15 protein-coding genes and 2 tRNA genes are annotated in these 26,261 nt (G+C 61.6%); 6 read left to right on the forward strand and 11 right to left on the reverse strand.

The window, feature by feature from the left end:
• Positions 1–16: 16 nt before the first annotated feature.
• The 4 genes from ACIPO9_RS19855 to fadD2 form a co-directional block, all read right to left on the reverse strand.
• Entirely contained in the window at positions 17–1,138 is a 1,122-nt protein-coding gene (locus tag ACIPO9_RS19855; protein ID WP_400604404.1) for a beta-ketoacyl-ACP synthase III, read from the reverse strand.
• A gap of 298 nt (positions 1,139–1,436) precedes the next feature.
• Positions 1,437–5,348, reverse strand: coding sequence for an ATP-dependent RNA helicase HrpA (gene hrpA, locus ACIPO9_RS19860; protein ID WP_400782937.1), 3,912 nt, complete (start codon positions 5,346–5,348; stop codon positions 1,437–1,439).
• 335 nt (positions 5,349–5,683) lie between these two features.
• Positions 5,684–7,381, reverse strand: a complete 1,698-nt coding sequence (fadD1, locus tag ACIPO9_RS19865; protein WP_274134306.1) for a long-chain-fatty-acid--CoA ligase FadD1 — start codon at positions 7,379–7,381, stop codon at positions 5,684–5,686.
• Positions 7,382–7,774: 393 nt separating this feature from the next.
• Positions 7,775–9,463, reverse strand: a complete 1,689-nt coding sequence (gene fadD2 / locus ACIPO9_RS19870; protein ID WP_274134305.1) for a long-chain-fatty-acid--CoA ligase FadD2 — start codon at positions 9,461–9,463, stop codon at positions 7,775–7,777.
• Positions 9,464–9,671: 208 nt separating this feature from the next.
• On the opposite strand from fadD2, the gene ACIPO9_RS19875 reads away from it, so the two are divergent.
• Both ACIPO9_RS19875 and ACIPO9_RS19880 read left to right on the forward strand, forming a co-directional pair.
• Positions 9,672–10,616 carry a lysophospholipase gene (locus tag ACIPO9_RS19875; RefSeq protein ID WP_400782940.1) on the forward strand — a complete coding sequence of 315 codons (945 nt, stop codon included), beginning with the start codon at positions 9,672–9,674 and terminating at the stop codon, positions 10,614–10,616.
• A gap of 50 nt (positions 10,617–10,666) precedes the next feature.
• The gene (locus tag ACIPO9_RS19880; protein WP_274134303.1) at positions 10,667–11,137 is read left to right on the forward strand and encodes a MaoC family dehydratase; all 471 of its coding nucleotides are present in this window, start codon (positions 10,667–10,669) and stop codon (positions 11,135–11,137) included.
• A 134-nt stretch (positions 11,138–11,271) separates the two neighbouring features.
• Here ACIPO9_RS19880 and ACIPO9_RS19885 read toward each other — a convergent pair.
• Together ACIPO9_RS19885 and ACIPO9_RS19890 are read right to left on the reverse strand one after the other, a co-directional pair.
• A tRNA-Asp gene (locus ACIPO9_RS19885) sits at positions 11,272–11,348 on the reverse strand.
• 20 nt (positions 11,349–11,368) lie between these two features.
• Positions 11,369–11,444 (reverse strand) — tRNA-Val (locus tag ACIPO9_RS19890).
• Between the two features lie 160 nt (positions 11,445–11,604).
• Here ACIPO9_RS19890 and rdgC point away from each other — a divergent pair.
• Both rdgC and ACIPO9_RS19900 read left to right on the forward strand, forming a co-directional pair.
• Positions 11,605–12,525 (forward strand): recombination-associated protein RdgC, encoded by a 921-nt coding sequence (rdgC, locus tag ACIPO9_RS19895; RefSeq protein ID WP_274134302.1) that lies wholly within the window; start codon positions 11,605–11,607, stop codon positions 12,523–12,525.
• Positions 12,526–12,659: 134 nt separating this feature from the next.
• The gene (locus ACIPO9_RS19900) at positions 12,660–13,613 is read left to right on the forward strand and encodes a bile acid:sodium symporter family protein (protein ID WP_400604415.1); all 954 of its coding nucleotides are present in this window, start codon (positions 12,660–12,662) and stop codon (positions 13,611–13,613) included.
• A 104-nt stretch (positions 13,614–13,717) separates the two neighbouring features.
• Here ACIPO9_RS19900 and ACIPO9_RS19905 read toward each other — a convergent pair whose 3' ends face one another.
• Positions 13,718–15,589: an MFS transporter gene (locus tag ACIPO9_RS19905; protein WP_400782943.1), complete on the reverse strand. Its 1,872-nt coding sequence runs from the start codon at positions 15,587–15,589 to the stop codon at positions 13,718–13,720.
• A gap of 111 nt (positions 15,590–15,700) precedes the next feature.
• Positions 15,701–16,846, reverse strand: a complete 1,146-nt coding sequence (locus tag ACIPO9_RS19910) for a TDT family transporter (protein WP_400782944.1) — start codon at positions 16,844–16,846, stop codon at positions 15,701–15,703.
• A gap of 346 nt (positions 16,847–17,192) precedes the next feature.
• On the opposite strand from ACIPO9_RS19910, the gene ACIPO9_RS19915 reads away from it, so the two are divergent.
• Positions 17,193–20,666, forward strand: a complete 3,474-nt coding sequence (locus ACIPO9_RS19915; RefSeq protein ID WP_400782945.1) for a NahK/ErcS family hybrid sensor histidine kinase/response regulator — start codon at positions 17,193–17,195, stop codon at positions 20,664–20,666.
• Between the two features lie 432 nt (positions 20,667–21,098).
• Entirely contained in the window at positions 21,099–22,724 is a 1,626-nt protein-coding gene (locus ACIPO9_RS19920; RefSeq protein ID WP_400782947.1) for a methyl-accepting chemotaxis protein, read from the forward strand.
• 141 nt (positions 22,725–22,865) lie between these two features.
• Here ACIPO9_RS19920 and ACIPO9_RS19925 read toward each other — a convergent pair whose 3' ends face one another.
• From ACIPO9_RS19925 to cysK, 3 genes are all read right to left on the reverse strand, one after another.
• On the reverse strand, positions 22,866–23,720 hold the full coding sequence (locus tag ACIPO9_RS19925; RefSeq protein WP_274134296.1) for a DMT family transporter: 855 nt from the start codon (positions 23,718–23,720) through the stop codon (positions 22,866–22,868).
• A gap of 374 nt (positions 23,721–24,094) precedes the next feature.
• Positions 24,095–25,033, reverse strand: coding sequence for an aspartyl/asparaginyl beta-hydroxylase domain-containing protein (locus ACIPO9_RS19930; RefSeq protein WP_274134295.1), 939 nt, complete (start codon positions 25,031–25,033; stop codon positions 24,095–24,097).
• 131 nt (positions 25,034–25,164) lie between these two features.
• Positions 25,165–26,139 (reverse strand): cysteine synthase A, encoded by a 975-nt coding sequence (cysK, locus tag ACIPO9_RS19935; RefSeq protein WP_400782950.1) that lies wholly within the window; start codon positions 26,137–26,139, stop codon positions 25,165–25,167.
• Between the last annotated feature and the right edge of the window lie 122 nt (positions 26,140–26,261).

Below are 26,261 nucleotides of genomic sequence, written 5' to 3' on the forward strand. Positions count from 1 at the left end.
GGGTCGTGGATATCTGCTACTTCTTGCGCAAGATCACGCTGCCGATCGAATACCCCGCACCAAACGAGCTGAGCACGCCCAGTGCGCCGCTCGGCAGGTCGGCCTGGTATTTGTGGAAGGCGATGACCGAGCCCGCTGAGCTTGTGTTGGCGTAGGTGTCGAGGATCACCGGCGCTTCTTCGACCGTGGCGTCGCGGCCCAGCAGTTTCTTGACGATCAGGTGGTTCATGCTCAGGTTGGCCTGGTGCAGCCAGAAGCGTTTCACGTCGCTGACGTTCAGGTTGTTTTCTTCAAGATGCGCGCCCACAAGCTCGGCGACCATCGGGCAGACATCACGGAACACCTTGCGGCCTTCCTGCACGAACAGCTTGTCCGCCTTGCCTTCGCCTTCTTCGGCGGTGCGGTTGAGGAAGCCGAAGTTGTTGCGAATGTTGTTGGAGAAGGTGGTCAGCAGCTTGGTGCTGACGATGTCGAACTGTTCGGCTGAGGTCGCAAGGTCTGCGCGCTCGACCACTACGGCCGTGGCGGCGTCACCGAAGATGAAGTGGCTGTCGCGGTCACGGAAGTTCAGGTGAGCCGAGCAGATCTCGGGGCTGATGACCAGCAGTGCCCGCGCCTGGCCTAGCTTGATGCTGTTGCAGGCGGTCTGGATGCCGAAAGTGGCCGAGGAGCAGGCAACGTTCATGTCAAAACCGAACCCCTGCACACCCAATGCCGCCTGGATTTCGATGGAAATCGCAGGGTAGGCGCGTTGCAGGTTGGAGCACGCGACGATCACGCCGTCGATATCGGCGGCAGTCTTGCCGGCGCGCTGCAAGGCCTGTTCGGCGGCCGCTGTGCCCATCTGGCAGAGGATCGACCATTCGTCGTTGGAGCGCTCGGGCAGGCGTGGCTTCATGCGCTGCGGATCGAGAATGCCGTCCTTGTCCATGACGAAACGGCTCTTGATGCCACTGGCTTTCTCGATGAAGGCCGCGCTGGATTCGGTCAGCGCCTGCACCTGGCCCGCCTCGATGGCGGCGGCGTTGTCGGCGTTGAATTGCGCGACGTAGGTGTTGAAGGAATGAACCAGCTCTTCATTGGAAATGCTGTTGGAGGGGGTATAGAGCCCGGTGCCACTGATCACGACGTCGTACACGGTCGTTCCTCTCTTTTTGGATGGCAGCAGACAAAGCGCCTGCGCAAGCATGGTGCTGGCCATTTCTGGAACGACAGTACCAATGCAACGGTAAAATCCCCCGTTATACGGAGGATTGCTATTAGTAACACTTGAGGTTTTAGCCGTGAAGTTTGCCATAACGGCCGGGATTTGGCGCTAGGCATGCACGATCCCCGTAGGAGCGCGCTTGCCCGCGATTGCGCCAGGTCTGCCACACATTGGGCGCCTGACACACCGCCTCGCGGGCAAGCGCGCTCCTACAGGCCGGCGGTGCACCTCAGCCCTCCACCGCGCTCCACTGCTTGCTCAAGCGCTTGTCCGAAATCGGCACCTTGGTCCCCAGTTGCTGGCCGAACAGTGACACGCGGTATTCCTCCAGCCACCAGCGGTAGACCGCCAGTTCCGGGTCGCGCTTGCCTTCCTGGGCGTGTTTGTCGGCGCGGGTCTGGTATTGCGCCCAGAGGTTGCCCAGCTCGATGCTCCACACCCGGTCCTTCTGCACCTGCGAGCCGAGTTTCTCAAGGCGCAGCTCAATGGCCTTCAGATAACGCGGCAGCTCCTTGAGCCACTGCGCCGGGGTCTCGCGCACGAAACCTGGGTACACCAGCTTGCCGAGCTGCGCCTTGATGTCGTTCAAGGCCACCGCCTGGGCCAGGTCGATCTTGCCCTTGAAGCGCTTTTGCAGGCCATGCCAGAGCTTGAGAATCTCCAGCGTCAGCCGCGCCAGGCGCTCGGCGTGTTCGGTGAGGCTGGCGCGCTTGCGTTCGGCCAGCGACATCAGCCCCGCGCCATCGCGTGGCAAGGTGGCTTCGCCTTCGAGAATGCAGGTATCGAGGCTTGCCAGCAGAATATCTTCGATCAAGGCATCGACCCGGCCCATGTCGCGGTACAACAGCGCCAGCTCAGTCTGCCCGGGCAGCTTGCTGCGCAAAAACTTCGCAGGCTCGGCCAGCTGTTGCAGCAACAGGCGCTGCAAGGCGCGGCGGTGTTGGTACTCGGCTTCGGCCGCCGTCGAGAAACGCCCTTCCTTGACCGCGCCGCCCTCTTCCACCAGCGCCGGGTAGACCGTCATGGAAAGCCCGGCAATCTTCTGCTGGGTCTTCTCTGCCACCGCCGCGAAGCCCTTGGCCTCTACCGGCTGCTGGCTTTTCGCCGTTTGCGGCACGGCCAGCGCGGCCTGCCCGGCTTCGGCGAAGCGTGCGGTCAGCTCGTCCAGATCGCGGCCTTCGCCGAGGAACTTGCCGTTGGCGTCGACCACTTCCAGGTTCATCTTCAGGTGGCTTTCCACCTGCTGGGCGGCTTCGGTCCAAGCCTCGTCCGGCACGCGGGCGCCGGTCATGCGCAGCAGTTCACGGCCCAGCGCCTGGGGCAGCGAGCCCTCGGCGAAGACCATGCGTTGCAGCGCCGCCTTGACGAAATCCGGCACCGGCACGAAGTTCTTGCGCAGCGCCTTGGGCAGGTTGCGCACCAGCGCCACGCACTTGGTTTCCAGCAAGCCCGGCACCAGCCACTCCAGTCGCTCGGCCGGCAGCGACAACAACAGCGGCGCCGGTACGCGCAGGGTCACGCCATCACGTGGATGGTTGGGCTCGAAGTGGTAGCTCAGTGGCAGGGTCAAATCGCCCAGGCGCAGGGTGTCCGGGTACAGGTTGGCGGTGACTTCACTGGCTTCGCGGGCCAGCACGTCCTCTTCGCGCATGATGAGCAGTTGCGGATTTTTCTGGCTCTCCATCCGGTACCAGGCATCGAACGTCGCGGTCTGGTGGATCTCGGCCGGCAGGCGCTCGTCGTAGAAGGCGAACAGGGTTTCCTCATCCGCCAGAATGTCGCGGCGGCGGGCCTTGGCTTCCAGTTCGTCGAGCTGTTCCAACAGCTTGGTGTTGGCGCTCAGGCACTTGGCTTTGGACTGGATCTCGCCGCGCACCAGGCCTTCGCGAATGAAGAACTCGCGGGACACCACCGGATCGATCGGCCCGAAGTGCACAGGCCGGCGCCCGACCACGATCAGGCCAAACAAGGTGATCTGCTCGAAGGCCACGACCTGGCCGCGCTTCTTCTCCCAGTGCGGTTCGAAGTGATTCTTCTTGAGCAGATGGCTCGCCAGGGGCTCGATCCAGTCCGGCTCGATCTTGGCCACCATTCGCGCGTACAGCTTGGTGGTTTCCACAAGCTCGGCGGCCATGATCCATTGCGGGCGTTTTCTGCCCAGCCCAGAAGACGGGTGCACCCAGAAGCGGCGCTGACGGGCACCGAGGTAATCGCCTTCTTCGGTTTTCTGGCCGATCTGGCTCAGCAAGCCCGAAAGCACCGCCTTGTGGAATTTGGCGAAGTCAGCCGGTTCCTTGTTGACTGTCAATTGCAGCTCACGACAGATCAGGCTGAGCTGGCGATGGGAATCACGCCATTCGCGCAGACGCAGGTAGTTGAGGAAGTTGCGCCGGCACCAGTTGCGCAGCGGGCTTGCGGTCAAAGCCTGGCGCTGTTCCTCGAAGCCACGCCAGAGATTGACCAGCCCGGCGAAGTCCGAATCCTGGTCCTTCCATTGCGCGTGGGCCTGGTCGGCGGCCTGCTGACGCTCCGGCGGACGCTCGCGCGGGTCCTGGATCGACATGGCGCTGGCGACGATCAGCACTTCCTGCAGACTGCCCTGTTTCGCAGCTTCCAGCAGCATGCGGCCCATGCGCGGGTCTACCGGCAGGCGCGCCAGTTGACGGCCCAGAGGCGTCAACTGGTTCTCGCGGGAGACCGCCGACAGTTCCTGCAACAGATTGAAACCGTCGCTGATGGCCTTGCCATCTGGCGGCTCGATGAACGGAAAATCGTTGATCTGGCCCAGGCGCAGGTGCAGCATCTGCAGGATGACCGCCGCAAGGTTGGTGCGCAGGATCTCAGGGTCGGTGAATTCAGGGCGCGAGAGGAAATCCTCTTCGCTGTACAGCCGCACGCACAGCCCTGGCTCGACCCGGCCGCAACGGCCCTTGCGCTGGTTGGCGCTGGCCTGGGAAATCGCCTCGATGGGCAGGCGCTGAACCTTGGCCCGGTAGCTGTAGCGGCTGATGCGCGCGGTGCCGGTGTCGATCACGTAGCGGATGCCCGGCACGGTCAGCGAGGTTTCGGCAACGTTGGTCGCCAGCACCACACGGCGCCCGGGATGGGACTGGAAAATCTTCTGCTGCTCAGCCGGAGTCAGTCGCGCATACAACGGCAGGATTTCAGTGTGTTTGAGCTGGGCCTTGCGCAGCACCTCGGCGGCATCGCGAATTTCCCGCTCGCCCGGCAGGAACACCAGCACGTCACCCGGCGACTTGCGCTCGCTGCGTTCGAGCGCGGCCAGCTCGTCCAGTGTGGCGAGGATCGCCTGATCGACGGTCAGGTCTTCCTCGACGCTGTTGCCCTCTTCGTCCTGCTCGGCGGTCATCGGGCGATACCAGGTTTCCACCGGGAAGGTCCGGCCCGAGACTTCGATGATCGGCGCCTTGTCGAAGTGTTCCGAGAAGCGCTCCAGGTCGATGGTCGCCGAGGTGATGATGACTTTCAGGTCCGGGCGGCGAGGCAGCAAGGTCTTCAGGAAGCCCAGCAGGAAGTCGATGTTCAGGCTGCGTTCGTGGGCTTCATCGACGATGATCGTGTCGTAGCGTTCCAGGAAACGGTCGTGCTGGGTTTCGGCCAGCAGGATGCCGTCGGTCATCAGCTTGATCAGGGTGTTGCTGTCGCTCTGGTCCTCGAACCGCACCTGATAGCCGACCAGCGCACCCAGCGGCGTGCCGATCTCTTCGGCGACACGGCTGGCGACACTGCGCGCGGCGATCCGCCGAGGCTGGGTGTGGCCGATCAGGCCATGCTGGCCGCGGCCGATTTCCAGGCAGATCTTCGGCAACTGGGTGGTTTTGCCCGAGCCGGTTTCGCCGGCGATGATCAGCACCTGGTGCTTGAGCAGCGCAGCCTTGATCTCGTCGCGCTTGGCGGCGATGGGCAAGTTGTCGTCATAGCGGATCGCCGGCACGCTCTGCTGACGGCTGACCACTTGCGCGCACGACGCCTGGACACGCTCGACCCACTGCGCAAGCTTCGCCTCGTCGGGCTTCTTGCGCAGTTCGTGCAACTGGCGACGCAGGCGATGACGGTCACTGGTCATCGCGTGGTCGAGGTTCTTGAACAGTTGGTCGATGGAGGTCGATTCGTCGGTCATCAGGGCGCGAAGTCTTTTCTGTCTGAATTCAGGGCGCGGATTGTCGCAGATTTGCTCGCGGACGACACATTGTAGGAGCGCGCTTGCCCGCGATGACGGTATGCCTGATACATATTTGCCGACTGATACACCGCCGTCGCGGGCAAGCGCGCTCCTACAATTGCGCGGAATACACATCGCATTGGTCACGCCATGAATCCTGTAGGAGTGAGCTTGCTCGCGATGGCGGTGCACCTGACACTCCGCCTCGCGAGCAAGCTCACTCCTACAGGACCGTGTCGGGTTCTAAACAACAAACCCCGCACGAAGGCGGGGTCTGTCGGTGTTGCGATGAATCAAGCCGGTTTTTTCAGCGCCAGCTTCTTCAGCTCTTCATCACGCAACTCGCGGCGCAGGATCTTGCCGACGTTGGTGGTCGGCAATGCATCGCGGAATTCCACGCTGCGTGGCACCTTGTAGGCGGTGACGTTGGCGCGCATGTGCTCCATCACCTGTTCCTTGGTCAGGGTCGCGCCCGGCTTGACCACCACGAAGATCTTGATCGCCTCGCCCGATTTTTCATCCGGCACGCCGATGGCTGCGCATTGCAGCACGCCCGGCAGGGTCGCGAGTACGTCTTCCAGTTCATTGGGGTAGACGTTGAAGCCGGACACCAGAATCATGTCCTTCTTGCGGTCGACGATGCGCATGTAGCCATCGGGCTGGATCACCGCGATATCGCCGGTCTTGAGCCAGCCTTCGGCGTCGAGCATTTCGTCGGTGGCTTCCTGGCGCTGCCAGTAGCCTTTCATCACTTGCGGGCCCTTGACGCACAGCTCGCCCACTTCGCCCAGCGGCAGTTCTTCGCCGGCGTCATTGACGGTCTTGCACAGGGTCGAGGGCACGGGAATGCCGATGGTGCCCATCTGGATCTTCTGGATCGGGTTGACCGTGGCCACCGGGCTGGTTTCGGTCATGCCGTAACCTTCACAGATCGAACAGCCGGTGACTTCCTTCCAGCGCTCGGCAGCGGCCTGTTGCAGCGCCATGCCGCCGGACAGGGTGACCTTCAGCGCCGAGAAATCCAGGTTGCGGAAATCGGCGTTGTTGCACAGCGCCACGAACAGCGTATTGAGGCCGACGAAGCCGCTGAACTTCCACTTCGACAACTCCTTGACCATCGCCGACAGGTCGCGCGGGTTGCTGATCAGGATGTTGTGGTTGCCGATCAGCATCATCGACATGCAGTGAAAGGTGAACGCGTAGATGTGGTACAGCGGCAGCGGGGTGATGAGGATCTCGCAGCCTTCATTGAGGTTGGAGCCCATCAACGCCTTGCATTGCAGCATGTTGGCGATCAGGTTCCGGTGGGTCAGCATCGCGCCCTTGGCAACGCCCGTGGTGCCGCCGGTGTATTGCAGCACGGCAACGTCGCTGCTTTTCGGCGAGACATCCTGCACGGCCTTGCCCTGCCCCATGGCCAGCACGTCGTTGAACTTGACGGCTCGCGGCAGATGAAACGGCGGCACCATCTTCTTCACGTACTTGATGACACTGTTGACCAGCAGGCGCTTGAGCGGCGGCAACAGGTCCGCGACTTCGGTGACGATGACGTGCTTGACGCCGGTTTTAGGCACGACCTTCTCGGCCAGGTGCGCCATGTTCGCCAGGCACACCAGCGCCTTGGCACCGGAGTCATTGAACTGGTGTTCCATTTCCCGCGCGGTGTACAGCGGGTTGGTGTTGACCACGATCAGACCGGCGCGAATGGCACCGAACACGGCAATCGGGTATTGCAGCACGTTGGGCAACTGCACGGCGATGCGGTCGCCCGGCTGCAGGTCGGTGTGCTGCTGCAAGTAAGCGGCAAACGCCCCGGACAACTCGTACATTTCACCATAGGTGAGTGTCTTGCCCAGGTTGCTGAACGCAGGTTTGTTGGCGAAACGCTCGCAGGACTGTTTCAATACCGCCTGAACGTTTGGATATTCGTCCGGGTCGATATCGGCAGCGATACCAGACGGATATTTATCCTTCCAGAAGTTTTCTATCATGGAAGCCGACTCCTCAGCGACGACGTTTCTACACACCGCTTTGTGCGATGATTTCTTGTGTTTGGAATTCGTAGCAACTGCTTTTTGCTTATCGACTGAACAAAAAGCGGGCCGAGCGTAGCAGCTTTGTCTGAGGCCGACTAGAGCCAATAGTGGCCCCTACAGTCATAAACATGACTCTTGAATGTGTTTAAGTCACGTTTAGAGCAATGAACCTAATCACCAGAATTCCACAAATCCTGTAGGAGCGCGCTTGCCCGCGACGGCGTCCTGTCGGCTGATGATGCGATATCAGACACACCGCCATCGCGGGCAAGCGCGCTCCTACAATCATCCGTTGCCTGAAACAAAAACGGCGTGTTTTTCAACACGCCGCTTCTTTATATAGCTGGCTCAGGCGATATCGCGTAGCTCTCGCCTCAGGATCTTGCCCACCGGCGTCATGGGCAACGACTCTCGCAACACGATCTGCTTGGGAATCTTGTAGCCGGTGAAGTTCTCCTTGCAGTACGCCTTGAGCTCTTCAACGGTGAGGCTGGCCTCCCGAGGCACGACGAACAGCTTGACCGCTTCACCGGAACGCTCGTCCGGCACGCCGATCACCGCGCAGTTAGCGACCTTCGGATGGCGCGACACCACGTCTTCCACCTCGTTGGGGTACACGTTGAAGCCGGAGACGATGATCATGTCCTTCTTGCGGTCGACGATACGGATGAAACCGTCCGGGTCGATCACGGCGATATCACCGGTCTTGAGCCAGCCTTCACTGTCCAGCACTTCAGCGGTGGCCTCCGGGCGATGCCAGTAGCCGAGCATGATCTGCGGCCCTTTCAGACACAGTTCGCCCCGCTCGCCCAGGGGCAATTCCGCGCCGTCGTCACTGATGACCTTGGCCGTGGTCCCCGGTACCGGCATGCCGACGGTGCCCAGTTTCGACTTGTCACCATAGGGATTGGCCGTCGCCACCGGCGCGGTTTCAGTAAGGCCGTAGCCCTCGACAATGGGACAGCCAGTCAGCTTGAGCCAGCGCTCGGCGGTGGATTTGACCAGCGCCGTGCCACCCGAGTTGGTCAGGCGCAGGCTGGAGAAGTCCAGGCTCTTGAACTCCGGGTGATCCATCAGCGCCACGAACAGGGTGTTGAGCCCGACCATGGCCGAGAACTTCCACTTCTTCAGCTCCTTGATGAAGCCGCCGATGTCCCGAGGGTTGGTGATGAGCAGGTTGTGGTTGCCGCTGACCATCATGCACATGCAGTTACAGGTGAAAGCGTAGATGTGATACATCGGCAGCGGCGCGACCATGATCTCGCCGCCCTGCTTGAAGATCGGACTGCCGTCCGGCCCGTGCTGCAACATACAGGCGTAAACCTGCTGCATGTTCGCCACCAGGTTGCCGTGGGTCAGCATCGCGCCCTTGGGCGAGCCGGTGGTGCCGCCGGTGTATTGCAGCACCGCGATGTCTTCCAGATCCAGCGCCACCGGCTGCAACTGCACGCCGCGCCCCTGCTTGAGAACGCTCTTGAACGGCACTGCCTGGGGCAGGTGATATTCCGGGACGAGTTTCTTGACCTTTTCCACGACCGTGTTGACCAGCCAGCCCTTGGCCGGGGACTGCATGTCGCCCATCTTCACTTCGATCAGGTACTGGATGTCGGTATCGGGCAGCACTTCCTGGACGTTCTTGCCGAACACATTCAGGTACACCAGCGCGCGGGCACCGGAATCCTTGAACTGGTGACGCATCTCGCGGGCGGTGTACAGCGGGTTGGTGTTGACCACGATCAACCCGGCGCGCATGGCGCCGAACACGGCGATGGGGTACTGGATCAGGTTGGGCATCTGCACGGCGATGCGATCACCGGGCTTGAGATCGGTGCGCTGCTGCAGGTAACCGGCGAACGCCGCCGACTGGCGCTCAAGCTCGGCATAGCTGAGGGTCACGCCCATGTTGCTGTAGGCCGGGCGATCGGCGAACTTCCTGCAACTGAGCTCGAAGACCTCCACCACAGATTTGTATGCCGCAAGGTCCACATCGGGGAGAACCCCGGCCGGGCGTTTGTCGTTCCAGAAATCAGGTTGCATGTTGTTTTTATCCTCTTACCTGAGAATGCCGTTGCTGCCGGACGTTAGCAGTTGGCGCACAGAAGGCAAATCGTCATCAGCGTCGTGAATCTTGTGGGTGAACGGCATGCCATCTGGCAAGAGCTATACACTGGTTCTAGATGAGTGTCAGCGCGCTAATTCGAGACAATTTTTTACAAGGTCATTCGATACCACGTAAGGAAACGCCATGAAACACGATGCCTTTTGGCTGGACACCAGTGATCACAATCGCCTGTACGTCAACGCCTGGCTGCCGATGACAGGCCCCAGGGCGGTGGTGGTGCTGTCACACGGGATGGCCGAACACAGCGGGCGCTATGAGCGCCTGGGCGCAGCGCTGGCCGAAGCCGGCTTTGCCCTGTATGCCCACGACCAGCGCGGCCATGGCCGCACCGCAGCCAATGGCGTCCTGGGCCACTACGCCGACCAGGATGGCTGGAACAAGGTGGTGGGTGACCTGGCGATCCTGCAGGCCTGCGCGACCCAGCGTCATCCCGGGGCGCCGGTTTTCGTGCTGGGCCACAGCATGGGCAGCTACATTGCCCAGGCCTATCTGCTGCACCACAGCGCCAGCGTCCAGGGCGCGGTGCTCAGCGGTTCGAATTTCCAGCCGGTTTCACTTTATCGAAGCGCCGCCGTGGTGGCGCGCATGGAGCGCTGGCGTCAAGGGGCTACCGGGCGCAGTGCGCTGATCGAATACCTGTCATTTGGCTCATTCAACAACAGGTTCAAGCCGGTTCGCACGCCATTCGACTGGCTCAGCCGCGATCCCGAGGAAGTCGACAAGTACGTCAGGGATCCACTCTGCGGGTTTCGCTGCACCAATCAGTTCTGGCTGGACATGCTCGGCGGCTTGCAGCAAATCAGCAAAACCTCCAACCTTTCGCAGATCGACAAGAGCCTGCCGATCCTGATTATGGGCGGCGAATGTGATCCGGTGAGCGAAGGCAAGCGTCTCAAGGATCTGGCAGACGCCTTGACCGGCACCGATCATCAGTCCGTCACGCTGAAGATCTATCCGCAGGCGCGGCATGAAGTCTTCAATGAGACCCACCGTGAGGAAGTCACTCGTGATTTACTCGCCTGGCTCGAGGACGCGCTGGCACGGCCAAGACCCCGGCGCAGCGAATGACCGCTCAGGTCAAAGCCGCTTATTTCCCTATAACGTCACAGGACCGCAACATGTCTCAAGTCACCAATACGCCCTACGAAGCCCTTGAAGTCGGCCAGAAAGCCGAATACACCAAGACCGTCGAAGAGCGCCACATCCAGCTATTCGCCGAGATGTCCGGCGACCGCAACCCGGTGCATCTGGACCAGGAGTTCGCGTCAAAGACCATGTTCAAGGATCGCATCGCCCACGGCATGTTCAGTGGCGCGCTGATCAGCGCAGCGGTCGCTTGCGAGTTGCCCGGGCCGGGCACCATCTACCTGGGTCAGCAGATGAGCTTCCAGAAGCCGGTAAAAATCGGCGACACCCTGACCGTACGCCTGGAAATCCTGGAAAAGCTGCCGAAGTTCAAGGTGCGCATCGCCACCAACGTGTTCAATCAGAACGGTGACCTGGTGGTGGAAGGCGAAGCAGAGATTCTGGCGCCGCGCAAAGAGCAGACGGTGAGTCTGGCTGAACTGCCAACCATTACCGTGGGCTGACCAGCCGACATGGCAGGGGCCGGCATGCCGGCTTCTGCAAACCTGGCGTTGACCAAATCGCAGGCACAAAAAAAGCGACCCTAAGGTCGCTTTCTCTGTCGTTACGAGGAGTTCAAGGGCCTCGTAACTCAATATGGCGCAGCGGACGGGACTCGAACCCGCGACCCCCGGCGTGACAGGCCGGTATTCTAACCGACTGAACTACCGCTGCGCGTAACACCTTTCAACGAGTGGTGGGTGATGACGGGATCGAACCGCCGACCCTCTGCTTGTAAGGCAGATGCTCTCCCGGCTGAGCTAATCACCCTTGTCTCTCGGTGTGGCGCGCATTCTACGGAGCGATCCGACCTCTGGCAAGCACTTTTTTAAAAAATTTTTATAATCCAACCAAAGGGTTACATCAGGGTTGGCCGCGAGGGCCTGGCAGCGAATAATGCCCCCCTTTGTATAAAGGAGAGATGTACCCCATGTGGTTCAAAAACCTGCTTGTGTACCGCCTGACCCAAGACCTGCCATTTGACGCAGAGGCGCTGGAAACCGCATTGGCGACCAAGCCTGCACGTGCTTGTGCCAGCCAGGAGTTGACCACTTACGGTTTCATCGCCCCGTTCGGCAAGGGCGAAGACGCGCCACTGGTGCACGTCAGTGGCGATTTCATGCTGATCAGCGCGCGCAAGGAAGAACGCATCCTGCCGGGCAGCGTGGTCAACGATGCACTTAAAGAGAAAGTCGAAGAGATCGAGACCGAGCAGATGCGCAAGGTCTACAAGAAGGAACGCGACCAGCTCAAGGATGAAATCATCCAGGCCTTCCTGCCGCGCGCTTTCATTCGCCGCTCGATGACCTTCGCCGCCATCGCCCCTAAACAAGGCGTCATTCTGGTCAACGCCTCCAGCCCGAAACGCGCCGAAGACCTGCTCTCGACCCTGCGTGAAGTGGTTGGCTCGCTGCCGGTTCGTCCGGTGACCGTGAAGACCGCACCGACCGCCGTCATGACCGACTGGGTCAAGAGCGGCGAGACTGCCGAGAACTTCTTTGTGCTGGACGAGTGCGAACTGCGCGACACCCACGAAGACGGCGGCATCGTCAAATGCAAGCGTCAGGACCTGACCAGCGACGAAATCCAGCTGCACCTGAGCACCGGCAAGGTCGTGACTCAACTGTCGCTGGCCTGGCAGGACAAGCTGTCCTTCGTGCTGGACGACAAACTGGGCGTCAAGCGCCTGAAGTTCGAAGACCTGTTGCAGGATCAGGCCGAACAGGACGGCGGCGACGACGCCCTGGGCCAGCAGGACGCCAGCTTCACCCTGATGATGCTGACCTTCGGCGACTTCCTGCCTGACCTGTTCAACGCACTGGGCGGTGAAGAGATTCCGCAGGGTATCTGATTCACCACGCCTTGTAGGAGCGCGCTTGCCCGCGACTGCTGTGTGTCAGACAACATCTACATTGCTGACACACCGCAATCGCGGGCAAGCGCGCTCCTACAGCATGTAGAACCAAACAATAAAAGGAGCAAGCCATGCGTGCCCTGGCTGCATTGAGTCGTTTTGTCGGTAATACCTTTGCATACTGGGTGCTGTTGTTCGCCGTGCTGGCGTTCCTGTTCCCGAGCTGGTTCATCAGCCTCAAGACCCTGATCGTGCCTTTGTTGGGCCTGGTCATGTTCGGCATGGGCCTGACGCTCAAGCTTGAAGATTTCTCCGAGGTCGTGCGCCACCCGTGGCGCGTGGCCCTGGGTGTGGTCGCGCACTTCGTGATCATGCCGGGTGTGGCGTGGCTGTTGTGCCAGGTGTTTCACCTGCCGGCGGAAATCGCCGTGGGTGTGATCCTGGTCGGCTGCTGCCCGAGCGGCACTTCGTCCAACGTCATGACCTGGCTGGCCAAAGGCGATCTGGCGCTGTCGGTGGCCATCGCCGCCGTCACCACCCTCCTCGCCCCGCTGCTGACCCCTGCGCTGATCTGGCTGCTGGCCTCTGCCTGGCTGCCGGTGTCTTTCATGGAAATGTTCTGGTCGATCCTGCAACTGGTGATGCTGCCGATCGTGCTCGGCGTCGTTGCCCAGCGTCTGCTCGGCGCCAGGGTGCAATTCGCCGTCGACGTGCTGCCGCTGATTTCGGTGGTGAGTATCGTGATGATCGTCTGCGCGGTGGTCGCGGCCAGCCAGGCGAAGATCGCAGAATCCGGCCTGTTGATCATGGCCGTGGTGATCCTGCACAACAGCTTCGGCTTCCTGCTGGGTTACTTCACCGGCAAGCTGTTCAAACTGCCACTGGCGCAGCGCAAGTCGCTGTCGCTGGAAGTCGGCATGCAGAACTCAGGCCTGGGCGCCGCACTGGCCAGCGCGCACTTCTCGCCACTGGCGGCCGTGCCGAGTGCGCTGTTCAGCGTGTGGCACAACATCAGCGGCGCGTTGCTTTCGACGTATTTCCGCAAGATGGAGCCGGAGCCCGCCGGCGAAACCGCCACCGAATAACGCACCTGTAGGAGCGCGCTTGCCCGCGACAGCGTCGTGTCAGTCAGCAATATCAAATCTGACACAGCGCAATCGCGGGCAAGCGCGCTCCTACAAGGGGGGGGTTAGCGCATCTCCCCACGCAACTGCGCCACCCGCTCGCGCACCAGCGCGGGCTCTGATTGATCGCCCGCCAATGCAGGCCCCGCCACCAGGGTCACCCGCGACCACAAGCGGCGAAACACGCCCTTGTCCGGATCGCGGCTGAAAAAGCTGCCCCACAACCCCTGCAACGCCAGCGGAATCACCGGCACATTGGTCTCCTCCAGCACGCGGGTCATGCCGCCCTTGAACTCGTCGATCTCGCCATTGGTGGTCAATTTCCCCTCTGGGAAGATGCACACCAGCTCGCCTTCCTTTAAATACTCGGCAATGCGCTTGAACGCCTGGTCGTAGATCAGCAGATCCTCGCCACGCCCGGCAATCGGGATCGCACCGGCGGTGCGGAAAATGAAGTTGAGCACCGGGATGTTGAAGATCTTGTAATACATGACGAACCGGATCGGCCGACGCACCGAGCCTGCAATCAGCAGCGCATCGACGAACGACACATGGTTGCACACCAGCAGCGCCGCGCCCTCCTCTGGGATCTGCTCCAGATCACGGTGCTCGACGCGGTACATGGAATGGCTGAGCAGCCAGATCATGAAACGCATGGTGAATTCCGGGACGATCTTGAAAATGTAGGTATTGACCGCGATGTTCATCAGCGACACCACGAGAAACAGTTGCGGGATCGACAGCTTGACGACACTCAGGAAGATGATCGAGACAATCGCCGACACCACCATGAACAGCGCGTTGAGGATGTTGTTAGAAGCGATGACCCGCGAGCGCTCTTTCTCCGACGTGCGGGACTGGATCAACGCATACAGCGGCACGATGTAAAAGCCGCCAAAGATCCCGATGCCCAGAATGTCCAGCAACACCCACCACGCCTGGCCGTAGCCCAGAATCGCCAGCCAGTCGTTGGCCTGGACGTTCTGCGGGAAGTTTCCGGAATGCCACCACAGCAACAGGCCGAACACCGTCAGGCCCATCGAACCGAATGGCACCAGGCCGATTTCCACCTTGCGCCCCGACAACCGCTCGCACAGCATCGAGCCTGCAGCGATGCCGATGGAAAACACGGTGAGAATCAGCGTGACCACGGTTTCATCACCGTAAAGGAATTCCTTGGCGTAGGCCGGGATCTGGGTCAGGTAGATCGCACCGACGAACCAGAACCACGAGTTGCCGACGATGGAGCGCGACACCGCCTTGGTCTGCCCCAGGCCGAGTTTGAGCGTGGCCCAGGACTCGCTGAAGATGTTCCAGTTCAGGCGCATCTCCGGGCTCGCCGCAGGCGCCGGAGGAATGCCGCGACTGGCCAGGTAACCCAGACAGGCGATGCTGACCATGGCCACCGACACCACAGGGGCATAGTGAGTCGTGGACATCATGATCCCGGCGCCGATGGTGCCGGCCAGGATCGCCAGAAAGGTGCCCATCTCCACCAGGCCGTTGCCACCCACCAGCTCATTCTCATGCAGGTGCTGCGGCAGGATCGAGTATTTGACCGGCCCGAACAGCGCCGAGTGGGTGCCCATGGCGAACAGCGCCGCCAGCATCAGCGACAGGTGATCGAACAGAAAGCCCACGGCGCCGACCACCATGATGGCGATCTCCAGCACCTTGATCATGCGGATCAGGCGATCCTTGGGGTATTTTTCGCCGAACTGCCCGGCCAGCGCCGAAAACAGGAAAAATGGCAGGATGAACAGCAAAGCGCAGAGGTTGACGTAGATCGACCGGTCGCCGTCGATGGCCAGCTTGTAGAGGATGGCGAGGATCAGCGACTGCTTGAAGATGTTGTCGTTGAAGGCCCCGAGGGACTGCGTCACGAAAAACGGCAGGAAACGCCGCTTACCCAACAGACTGAACTGCGACTGACTCATCGATCTCGATCCTGAGTGGCGCCGGAATCGGCTTACAGGATTGGAACGCCAGCGAACCAATCCGAGCCACATTGAAGACGTTCAACCGTTAATTGTCGATAGCGTCGGGGATCATGGTTTCAAGCCTGCGATACAGGGCGAAACGAACAGCTCGCCGCGATAGGCGCCGATCACCGTGCGCCGCATGATGATCAGCCATAGCGCCGCAAGACCCGCCACCAGCAGCGTACCGAATGCCGAGAAGAATCCCAGGTGCAGCAAGGCGCCCAGCTTGAGGGTGGTCAGGGCAAAGACCCCGATGGGAAAGGTGAACCCCCACCACCCCAGGTTGAACGGCATGCCGTTGCGCAGGTAGCGCGCAGTGATCAGCGTCGCCATCAACAGCCACCACACCCCCACGCCCCACAGGATGATCCCGGCCAGCAGCCCCAGCCCCGCAGCAATCTCGCCCACACCCGGCAGGCCATTGGCGGCGAAGATAGCGGGCGAGTCGGCACCCAGCACGATCAGGCCATAGGCGCCGGTGCTGATCGGCCCCAACGCCAGCCAGCTCGACGACGCCATGCTTTCGTGGGGCAACTTGTGCAGGGCCATGCGCAACAGCAGGATGGTCAGGATGCTGAACGCCACCGGCACCGACAGCGCCCACAGCACATAGCTGGTAATCAGCACGCTGAACTGGCTGTGGCTGCTCGCCAGATGCGGCGCCAGCAGGGCACCGCTGACCGCCGCAACCTCCGCCGCCACCACCGGCAACAGCCAGACCGCCGTCATCTGGTCGATGCGGTGTTCCTGGCGGGTGAACATCATGAACGGGATCAGCGCGCCACAGGCCAGCGACATCGCCACATCCAGCCACCACAGCGCTTCAGCCAGCGGCAGCACGCCATCGCCCCAACGCGGCAGGCCAAAGGTGAACAGGCCATTGATGATGGTCGCCATGCCCATGGGAATGGTGCCGAAGAACATCGACACCGTGGAATGCCCGAACACCCTGCGCGCCTGCTCGAAAAACATCACCCAGCGCGCGATGTAGAGCAGCGCAAAGGTCACGAACATGACGATGTTGAGCATCCACAGCGCTTCGGCCAACTGAAACAGGCCGGGCACCTGCACCGGGAGTTGCGTCAGGACGGCCGAGAGAATCCCGGTGCCCATGGTGGCGGCGAACCAGTTCGGGGTGAACTGGCGAATGACTTCCCGGGGATGGCTCAGTTGGCTGAAAGGCTTGCCGGGGGTGAAGGTGGCGTAGGTCATGAAGGGTCTCCTGTCCTCGTGTGAGGTGGGAATCATGGTACGTCCGGGGTGTATATCTACTAAGCGGGTAATTTCTCTATATGTCATAGATAAAACAGATATAACCAACTGTAGGAGCGCGCTTGCTCTGGGCCGCATTCGGACGACGGCGTCCTGCCCGCCATGAATATGTATCTGGAGGACCACTATCGCGGGCAAGCGCGCTCCTACAACGGTGGCGTCTGTCCTGCGACACCCTGCCGCTCAGACCTTGGTCGAGACAGACGAACGCCACCGGGCGTGCGAGACTGTCCGGGCGGTGATGGATCGCCGCTGAAACGATATTTGCTTGAGTCTGGAGTTCCCCATGTCGCTGTCCAGCGGACTGATCGCCGCCGTCGCCCTGGCCTATATGGCCATCATGTTCGCCATCGCCTTCTACGGCGACCGGCGCAGCGCCGCCCTGCCCCCTCGGCTGCGCGCCTGGGTGTACAGCCTGTCGCTGGCGGTGTACTGCACCAGTTGGACTTTCTTTGGCGCCGTGGGTCAGGCCGCAGAACAGCTGTGGTCTTTCCTGCCGATCTACCTGGGGCCGATCCTGCTGCTGTTGCTGGCGCCCTGGGTGCTGCAGAAAATGGTGCTCATCAGCAAGCAGGAAAACATCACCTCGATTGCCGACTTCATCGCCGCCCGCTACGGCAAATCCCAAACGCTGGCGGTGGTGGTGGCGCTGATCTGCCTGATTGGCGTGTTGCCCTACATCGCCCTGCAACTCAAGGGCATCGTGCTGGGGGTGAACATCCTGATCGGTGCCGGCGCCGACGCCACCGGCACCCGCGCACAGGACACGGCGCTGATCGTCTCGCTGGTGCTGGCGCTGTTCACCATCGTGTTCGGCACCCGCAACCTGGACGCCACCGAGCACCACCGCGGCATGGTGCTGGCGATTGCCTTCGAATCACTGGTCAAGCTGTTCGCTTTTATGGCCGTGGGTATTTTCGTGACCTTCGGCCTGTATGACGGAGTCGACGACCTGTTCAACCAGGCGATGCTGGCGCCGCGCCTTGAGGAATACTGGAAAGAGACGGTCAACTGGCCGTCGATGGTGGTGCAGACCGGCGTGGCGATGATGGCCATCGTCTGCCTGCCCCGACAGTTTCATGTGACGGTGGTCGAGAACATCGAGCCCCAGGACCTGCGTCTGGCCAAGTGGGTGTTCCCGATGTACCTGCTACTGGCCGGGCTGTTCGTGGTGCCCATCGCACTGGCCGGGCAGATGCTGCTGCCAAGCTCGGTACTGCCCGACTCCTTCGTCATCAGCGTGCCGCTGGCCCACGCCCACCCGGCGCTGGCGATGCTGGCGTTCATCGGTGGCGCCTCGGCGGCCACCGGCATGGTGATCGTCGCCAGTGTGGCGCTGTCGACCATGGTCTCCAACGACATGCTCCTGCCCTGGCTCTTGCGACGCAAGACCGCCGAGCGCCCCTTCGAGGTGTTCCGCTACTGGATGCTTTCGGTGCGCCGGGTCAGCATCGTGGCCATTCTGCTGCTGGCCTACGTCAGCTATCGGCTGCTGGGTTCGACGGCGAGCCTGGCGACCATCGGCCAGGTGGCGTTCGCCGCCATCACGCAACTGGCGCCGGCCATGATCGGCGCGTTGTACTGGAAACAGGCCAACCGCCGCGGGGTGTTCGCGGGGCTCGCGGCCGGGGTGTTCATCTGGTTCTACACCCTGGTCCTGCCCATGACCGCCCACAGCATGGGCTGGTCGCTGAACAGCTTTCCGCTGCTGGCCTGGCTGCACAGCAACCCGTTCAACCTGCCGATCAGCCCGCTGACCCAAGGCGTGCTGCTGTCGATGGCGGGCAACTTCATCCTGTTCGCGTGGGTGTCGTTGCTGTCCCGCACGCGGGTGTCGGAGCATTGGCAGGCCGGGCGTTTCATCGGCCAGGAACTGCAAGCCAGGTCCAATAGCCGCTCGCTGCTGGCGGTGCAGATCGAGGACTTGCTCAAGCTCTCGGCGCGTTTTGTCGGTGAAGAGCGGGCGCAGCAGAGTTTCATCCGTTTCGCCTATCGCCAGGGCAAGGGCTTCAACCCCAACCAGAACGCCAACGGCGAATGGATCGCCCACACCGAACGGCTGCTGGCGGGCGTGCTGGGTGCCTCGTCGACCCGTGCGGTGGTCAAGGCGGCCATCGAAGGCCGCGACATGCAGCTTGAAGACGTGGTGCGCATCGCCGACGAAGCGTCCGAAGTCTTGCAGTTCAACCGGGCGCTGCTGCAAGGCGCCATCGAGAACATCACCCAGGGCATCAGCGTCGTGGATCAGTCCCTGCGGCTGGTGGCCTGGAACGACCGCTATCTGGAACTGTTCAACTACCCGGATGGCCTCATCAGCGTCGGGCGGCCCATCGCCGACATCATCCGCTACAACGCCGAGCGCGGCCTGCTGGGGCCCGGCGAGGCGCAGGTGCATGTGGCCCGGCGCCTGCACTGGATGCGCCAGGGCCGTGCCCACACCTCCGAACGGCTGTTTCCCAATGGCCGGGTGATCGAGCTGATCGGCAATCCGATGCCCGGCGGCGGCTTCGTCATGAGTTTCACTGACATCACCGCGTTCCGCGAAGCCGAGCAGGCACTCAAGGGCGTCAACGAAAGCCTTGAGCAGCGCGTGGCCGAGCGTACCCGCGAGCTGTCGCAACTGAACCTGGCACTGACCGAAGCCAAGGCCCATGCCGAAGCGGCGAGCCAGTCGAAAACCCGTTTTCTCGCTGCCGTCAGCCATGACCTGATGCAGCCGATGAACGCCGCGCGGCTGTTCTCCGCGGCCCTCTTGCACACAGACGACAATGTGCCGGATGAGGCGCGCAAGCTGATTCACCATCTGGACAGCTCGCTGCGTTCGGCCGAAGACCTCATCAGCGACCTGCTGGATATTTCCCGCCTGGAAAACGGCAAGTTCGCACCGACTATTGCGCCCTTTCCCCTCAGCAACCTGTTCGACACCCTGGGGGCCGAGTTCAAGGCGCTGGCCCAGGAGCAGGGTTTGAGCTTCCGGGTGCGCGGCAGCAACCTGCGCATCGCCAGTGACGTGAAGCTGCTGCGCCGGGTGCTGCAAAACTTCCTGACCAACGCCTTCCGCTACGCCAAGGGGCCGATCCTGCTGGGCGTACGACGCAAGGGCCAGCATCTGAGCCTGGAAGTGTGGGATCGCGGGCCGGGCATTCCCGAAGACAAGCGTCAGGTGATTTTCGAAGAGTTCAAGCGCCTGGACAGCCACCAGACCCGCGCCGAGAAGGGCCTGGGCTTGGGGCTGGCGATTGCCGACGGCCTGTGTCGCGTCCTGGGTCACAGCCTTGAAGTGCGTTCATGGCCGGGCAAGGGCAGCGTGTTCAGCGTCACCGTGCCGCTGGCGCGGACCCCGACCCTCGCACCGCAGCCCAGCACCGAGCCCAAGCGCGCAGCCCTCAACGGTACGCAGGTGCTGTGCATCGACAACGAAGACAGCATCCTGATCGGCATGAACAGCCTGTTGAGCCGTTGGGGCTGTCAGGTCTGGACCGCACGCAACCGCGAGGAATGCCAGGCCCTGCTGGACGACGGCATCCGCCCGCACCTGGCGCTGGTGGACTATCACCTGGATCACGGCGAAACCGGCACGGAGGTCATGGCCTGGTTGCGCACGCAACTGGGCGAGCCGGTGCCCGGCGTGCTCATCAGCGCCGATGGCCGCCCGGAACTGCTGGCCCAAGTGCATGCGGCGGGGTTGGAATATCTGGCAAAACCGGTGAAGCCAGCGGCGTTGCGGGCGTTGTTGAGCCGGCATGTGAGCTTGAATTGATACATCATCATCTGCTCTTGTAGGAGCGCGCTTGCCCGCGACCTGCGGTGTGTCAGGTACACGCATCGCAGCCGCAACACCGCAGGTCGCGGGCAAGCGCGCTCCTACAGTTCACCGGGCCTTTTGTGTTTCCACACATTTATTTTAACTCGGCCGTTTAGTCAGAATCAGAACGGCCGTTCGGTCAACATTTAACAAAAACCAACACTTCACCTTCCCGCGATTGCTGGGGCCGACCGCGTGTCTCAGATTTGTTACAGATCTGCATCCGCGAATTTCAGCCCCTCCTCCCGCTTCAAAACCTGCTCACATGCGAAAAACCCCGCCTTTATCAATGTGATAGCTATTTGATATACAGGCTGGAGAGCCCTCGCACAAAACTACAAAAAAAGGCTTGGAGAACCTCAAATTCGAATGCCAAAGGAGTTGTAGATGTTCATCAGAAACATGCGTATCGGGATCAGGGCGGGATTGGGTTTTGGAGTCGTGGGCCTGCTGTTGGCAGTGGTCGGCGTGTTCTGCCTGGCCAAGATGTCGTGGTTGCGCGCCAGTGCCGAAGTCCTGGAGCAGAACTGGATGCCCAAGATCGAAGCCATCCACGACGCCGCCGACAACGTCATGACCATTCGCATGGAGGCGCTGCGCCTGATCGCCAACAATGATCCAGGCAGCCATCGCAAGAGCCAGGGTGTGATCGCCGAAGAGCGCAGCGCCTGGAACGGTCACCTCAGCGCCTACAAGGCCCTGACCAACGAGCCGCAGGATCTGGCGCAGCTCTCCGAAGTGCAGAATCTGTTCACTGACTATCAGCGGGTGCTGGACGCCGTCATCGTCAGCATCGATGCCGGGCAAGTCGAACAGGCCGCAGCCCGCATCAACAGCGAACTGGCCGGCATCGGCAGAAAGCTGGACGCGGCGCTGGAAGGCCTCATCACTTTGAACCTGCAAGGCGCGGACACTGCGGCCCGCGACGCCACCGAGCTGTATGAGCGATCGTGGACTATCGTCGCGTCGATCATCGTGTCGTCCTTGATCCTGACCCTGATTCTGGCCTGGCTGCTGACCCGCAGTATCGTCCAGCCAATCCGCCAGGCACTGGAGGTGGCGCAGACCATCGCCGGTGGCAACCTCACCGCGCGCATCACCCAGGAAGGTCAGGATGAGCCTGCACAACTGCTGGCGGCGCTGTCGAGCATGCAACAGAACCTGCGCTCGACCATTCAGGGCATCAGCGAATCGTCGCAGCAACTGGCTTCGGCCGCCGAAGAAATGAGTTCGGTGATGGAGCAAAGCACCCGAAGCCTGCAGGCACAGAACGACGAGATCGAACTGGCCGCCACGGCGGTCACGCAAATGAGCGCGGCGGTGGATGAGGTGGCCAGCAATGCGGTGTCCACCTCCGAGGCCTCACGGGCGTCCGATGCCGACAGCCAGCACGGCCATCTGCAGGTCGCCCAGACCATCGAGTCGATTCAGGGGCTGGTGGGAGAAGTCATGAGCGCATCGGCGCAGGCCCAGGGCCTGGCCACTCAGGCGCAGGACATCAGCAAGGTCCTGGAGGTGATTCGTGGCATCGCCGGGCAGACCAACCTGCTGGCACTGAACGCTGCCATCGAGGCGGCGCGGGCTGGAGAGGCGGGACGCGGGTTTGCGGTGGTCGCCGATGAGGTTCGCTCACTGGCGCAGCGCACCCAGGATTCGACCCAGGAAATCGAGCAGATGATCAGCAGCATCCAGACCGGCACTCAGGACACGGTCGGGGCCATGCAGAACAGTGCGAACCAGGCCGAGCAGACCCTGCAACGGGCCAGCGGCGCCGGTCAGGCACTGGAGAAGATCACGGCGGCGATCTCGCAGATCAACCAGCGCAACCTGGTGATCGCCAGCGCGGCGGAGCAGCAGTCTCTGGTGGCGCGGGAAGTGGACCGCAGCCTGGTGAGCATCCGCGACCTCTCGACGCAAACTGCGGCGGGCGCCACCCAGACATCCGCGGCCAGCCAGGAATTGTCGCGACTGGCCGTGGATTTGAACGGGTTGGTGACGAGGTTTGTGTTGTAGCGCATAGGCTGTAGGAGCGCGCTTGCCCGCGACGGCGTCTGCACATCAACCTCGTTGATACAGACACACCGCAAATCGCGGGCAAGCGCGCTCCTACAAGCGACGGCGTGCGGTGCCAAGGATGGCACCGCACGCCGTTGTTTATTTCACCTTACGAAACACAAAAATCAGCCCCACCACGATCAACACCATCCCCAACAGGCTCAACAAGGCCAGGCGATTACCGAAGATCAGGTAATCCATGATCGCCGTCACCGCCGGCACCAGGTAGAACAGACTGGTGACGTTCACCAGGTTGCCCTGGGCAATCAGCCGGTACAGCAGGAAGGTCGCCAAAACCGACACCACCAAACCCATGTACAACACCGGCACGTAGAAGCCGAAACTGTGCTCGAAGTGAAACGGCTGGAACGGCACGAAGGCCGCGCATACCAGGGTCCCGGCGAAGTACTGGACCGGCAGCGTACCCAGCGGGTTGTCGGTGATGCGCTTCTGCATGATCGAGCCGCCGGTCATGGCCAGCATGCCCAACACACCAAAGGCCATCCCGGCCAGCGAGCCACCGTCGCCAATGCCCTGGAACACCACCAGCACCAGGCCGGCCAGCCCCAGGCACAAACCGAACATCCGCGACCAGGCACGGCTGCGCTCGACCAGCACTGCCGTGAGGATCGGCTGCACGCCCATGATGGTCGCCATCACCCCAGGCGCCACCTTCATGTCCAGCGCCAGCAGGTAGCAGATCTGATAGGCGCCCAGCAGAATCGCGCCGGTCGCCAGGGCGTAGCGCATCGACTGCCGGGTTGCGGGCAACTTGTAGCCCAGAGTGGGGATCAGAATCGCCAGCGCCACCAGCGCCAGCAGAAAACGAAACAGCAGGAAGGCAAAGGGAGAAGCGTGGGTCAAACCCCACTTGGAAACGATGGCCCCGCTACTCCAGAGCAGGACGAACAGGGTAGTCGTGGCCATCGAGGCCAGGGCTTTGTTGGCAAACATGAAGTCACCTGTGATTCAGACAAAAACGGACCCGGCGAGAACCGGATTCACAAACGTTTTGTTGGGCTTTGCAGCGTGATTCGACGGCGCGGGGGCAGTCGATCAGCCAAGCACAACCACGGCTGGCGGTGCGACAACGGCGCACACAACAGGGGTGGTCACAGGGGATGGAGGTGGATAGCGCGTGATGTAGAACGCTTGCTGGTCGCCACACGGTTTCTCCACAGCGAAGGCTGCGGCATCAAACGCGAACAGTGGGCGGGAAGCAGGCATGGCGCTGATCTTCTTCGGAATGGGGGTTGGGTGTTTCGACTTGATTCAAGACACCGGCGCTGAATATAACCAGCGCGCGGTGGATGATGCAACAGTTTGTGTCAGCCGAACAGCCAGTAGCCCAGGAGGGTCAGCACGATCACAGCCAGCACCGGACGCAGCACGCGGTAAGCCTTGGGATTGGCGCGTTTGAATTGCTTGACCTTGCCACTGAAGGCATTGCTGAAACGCTTGCTGAAGGCATAGGCCTGGTTGATCCCGCCGACGCGCTCGTCATCGGTGTTCTGCGGCGCGGTGGCGCGGCCCAGAAACGCACTGACGCTGCGGTTGACGCGGGTCATGAAACGATTGGAGAGCGGCCGCTCGATGTCGCAGAACAGGATCACGCGGGTCACGTCGGTCTCGTTCTTGACCCAGTGCACGTAGGTTTCATCGAACATCACGTCTTCGCCGTCGCGCCAGGCGTAGACCTTGCCATCAACGAAAATCCGGCAGTCGTCGGAGTTGGGCGTCGAAAGCCCCAGGTGATAACGCAGAGAGCCGGCAAAGGGATCGCGGTGCGGGTTGAGGTGACTGCCACCTGGCAACAAGGCGAACATCGCGCCTTTTACGTTGGGGATGCGGCTGACCAGCTCGACGGTTTTCGGGCACAGGGTTTCGGCCGAAGGCAGCGGCTTGTCGTACCACTTGAGGTAGAAACGCTTCCAGCCCTTCTTGAAGAACGAGCCGAAACCGGCGTCGTTGTCCTTGGCGGCGGCGCGGATGTAGCCCTCGTCGAACAGGTGCATCGCTTCGTCACGAATGACTTCCCAGTTGTCCTTGAGCACATCGAGCTCAGGGAACTTGCTGCGGTCCAGATAGGGTTTGGACGGCACGCTGGAGAACAGGTACATCAAGGCGTTGTACGGCGCGAACAGTGCAGAGTGGTTCACGAACTGGCGCAATACCGGCAAACGCGCCTTGCCACGCAAATGCACATACAGCGTGCTGCCCAGGAACAGCAGCAGGATCGCCGCCTTGGCAGCGAATGAAAGGGTCATGAATCTCTCCTTGGAACAGCCGGGTGACCGTTTTTCCTGCAGGAGCGAACTCAACCGCTCCCGCAGTGTTTTGCGCGGCCACTATAAGCCTTCGCAAGCCCGGTAAAAAGCCAGGTTGCCTGTCCGGGCGACTATTGGGTCAGCTCCTGTTCAGTAAACAGGTCGCTGAACAGCATGCTCGACAGGTAACGTTCGCCCGAATCCGGCAGAATCACCACGATGGTCTTGCCCTGCATTTCCGGCTTTTCGGCCAGGCGAACCGCGGCCTGCATCGCGGCGCCACAGGAGATCCCGCACAGGATCCCCTCCTCCTGCATCAGCCGCAGCGCCATGGCCTTGGCTTCGTCCTCGCTGACCAGCTCGACGCGGTCGACGATGTCCAGGTCCAGGTTCTGCGGGATGAAACCTGCGCCAATGCCCTGAATCTTGTGGGGGCTTGGGGTGATTTCCTGGCCGGCCTTGGCCTGTGTGATGATCGGCGAAGACATCGGCTCCACCGCCACCGACAGGATCGGCTTGCCCATGGTGTGCTTGATGTAGCGCGAAACACCGGTGATGGTGCCGCCCGTACCCACGCCCGCCACAAGCACGTCGATGGCGCCATCGGTGTCGTTCCAGATTTCCGGGCCGGTGGTCTTCTCGTGGATGGCCGGGTTGGCCGGGTTCTCGAATTGCGCCGGCATGAAATATTTCGCCGGATCGCTGGCCACCAGTTCCTCGGCCTTGGCGATAGCGCCTTTCATGCCCTTGGCAGGCTCGGTCAGCACCAGCTCCGCGCCGAGGGCCTTGAGCACCTTGCGCCGCTCTATGCTCATGGAAGCCGGCATCGTCAGCACCAGTTTGTAACCGCGCGCTGCGGCAACGAACGCCAGGCCGATCCCGGTGTTGCCCGAGGTCGGTTCGACAATAGTCATTCCCGGCTTGAGTTTGCCACGGCTTTCAGCGTCCCAGATCATGCTTGCGCCGATCCGGCACTTGACCGAATACCCCGGATTACGCCCCTCGATCTTGGCCACGATGGTGACCCCGCGTGGCGCGATGCGGTTGATCTGCACCAATGGCGTATTGCCGATGGAGTGGGCGTTGTCTGCGTAAATACGGCTCATGACCGGGTCCTTGTGCAGGTGGGGAAAAACCCAAAGCGTATGCCGTGGGCACATATTGCGTCCAGTCACAGCGAACCTGTGACGTGGCCTACAGTCAACAAATCAGGCAGTCATCAGTCGGC

Origin of the sequence: Pseudomonas sp. NPDC090203, assembly GCF_044746765.1 — a bacterium.
GTDB classification, from domain to species: Bacteria; Pseudomonadota; Gammaproteobacteria; order Pseudomonadales; family Pseudomonadaceae; genus Aquipseudomonas; species Aquipseudomonas putida_AD.

Bases quoted from the DNA above. Each gene is read 5' to 3' on its own strand.
- hrpA (WP_400782937.1), bottom strand. From the start codon at position 5,348: ATGACCGACGAATCGACCTCCATCGACCAACTGTTCAAGAACCTCGAC.
- fadD1 (WP_274134306.1), bottom strand. From the start codon at position 7,381: ATGATAGAAAACTTCTGGAAGGATAAATATCCGTCTGGTATCGCTGCC.
- fadD2 (WP_274134305.1), bottom strand. From the start codon at position 9,463: ATGCAACCTGATTTCTGGAACGACAAACGCCCGGCCGGGGTTCTCCCC.
- ACIPO9_RS19875 (WP_400782940.1), top strand. From the start codon at position 9,672: ATGAAACACGATGCCTTTTGGCTGGACACCAGTGATCACAATCGCCTG.
- ACIPO9_RS19880 (WP_274134303.1), top strand. From the start codon at position 10,667: ATGTCTCAAGTCACCAATACGCCCTACGAAGCCCTTGAAGTCGGCCAG.
- rdgC (WP_274134302.1), top strand. From the start codon at position 11,605: ATGTGGTTCAAAAACCTGCTTGTGTACCGCCTGACCCAAGACCTGCCA.
- ACIPO9_RS19900 (WP_400604415.1), top strand. From the start codon at position 12,660: ATGCGTGCCCTGGCTGCATTGAGTCGTTTTGTCGGTAATACCTTTGCA.
- ACIPO9_RS19905 (WP_400782943.1), bottom strand. From the start codon at position 15,589: ATGAGTCAGTCGCAGTTCAGTCTGTTGGGTAAGCGGCGTTTCCTGCCG.
- ACIPO9_RS19910 (WP_400782944.1), bottom strand. From the start codon at position 16,846: ATGACCTACGCCACCTTCACCCCCGGCAAGCCTTTCAGCCAACTGAGC.
- ACIPO9_RS19915 (WP_400782945.1), top strand. From the start codon at position 17,193: ATGTCGCTGTCCAGCGGACTGATCGCCGCCGTCGCCCTGGCCTATATG.
- ACIPO9_RS19920 (WP_400782947.1), top strand. From the start codon at position 21,099: ATGTTCATCAGAAACATGCGTATCGGGATCAGGGCGGGATTGGGTTTT.
- ACIPO9_RS19925 (WP_274134296.1), bottom strand. From the start codon at position 23,720: ATGTTTGCCAACAAAGCCCTGGCCTCGATGGCCACGACTACCCTGTTC.
- ACIPO9_RS19930 (WP_274134295.1), bottom strand. From the start codon at position 25,033: ATGACCCTTTCATTCGCTGCCAAGGCGGCGATCCTGCTGCTGTTCCTG.
- cysK (WP_400782950.1), bottom strand. From the start codon at position 26,139: ATGAGCCGTATTTACGCAGACAACGCCCACTCCATCGGCAATACGCCA.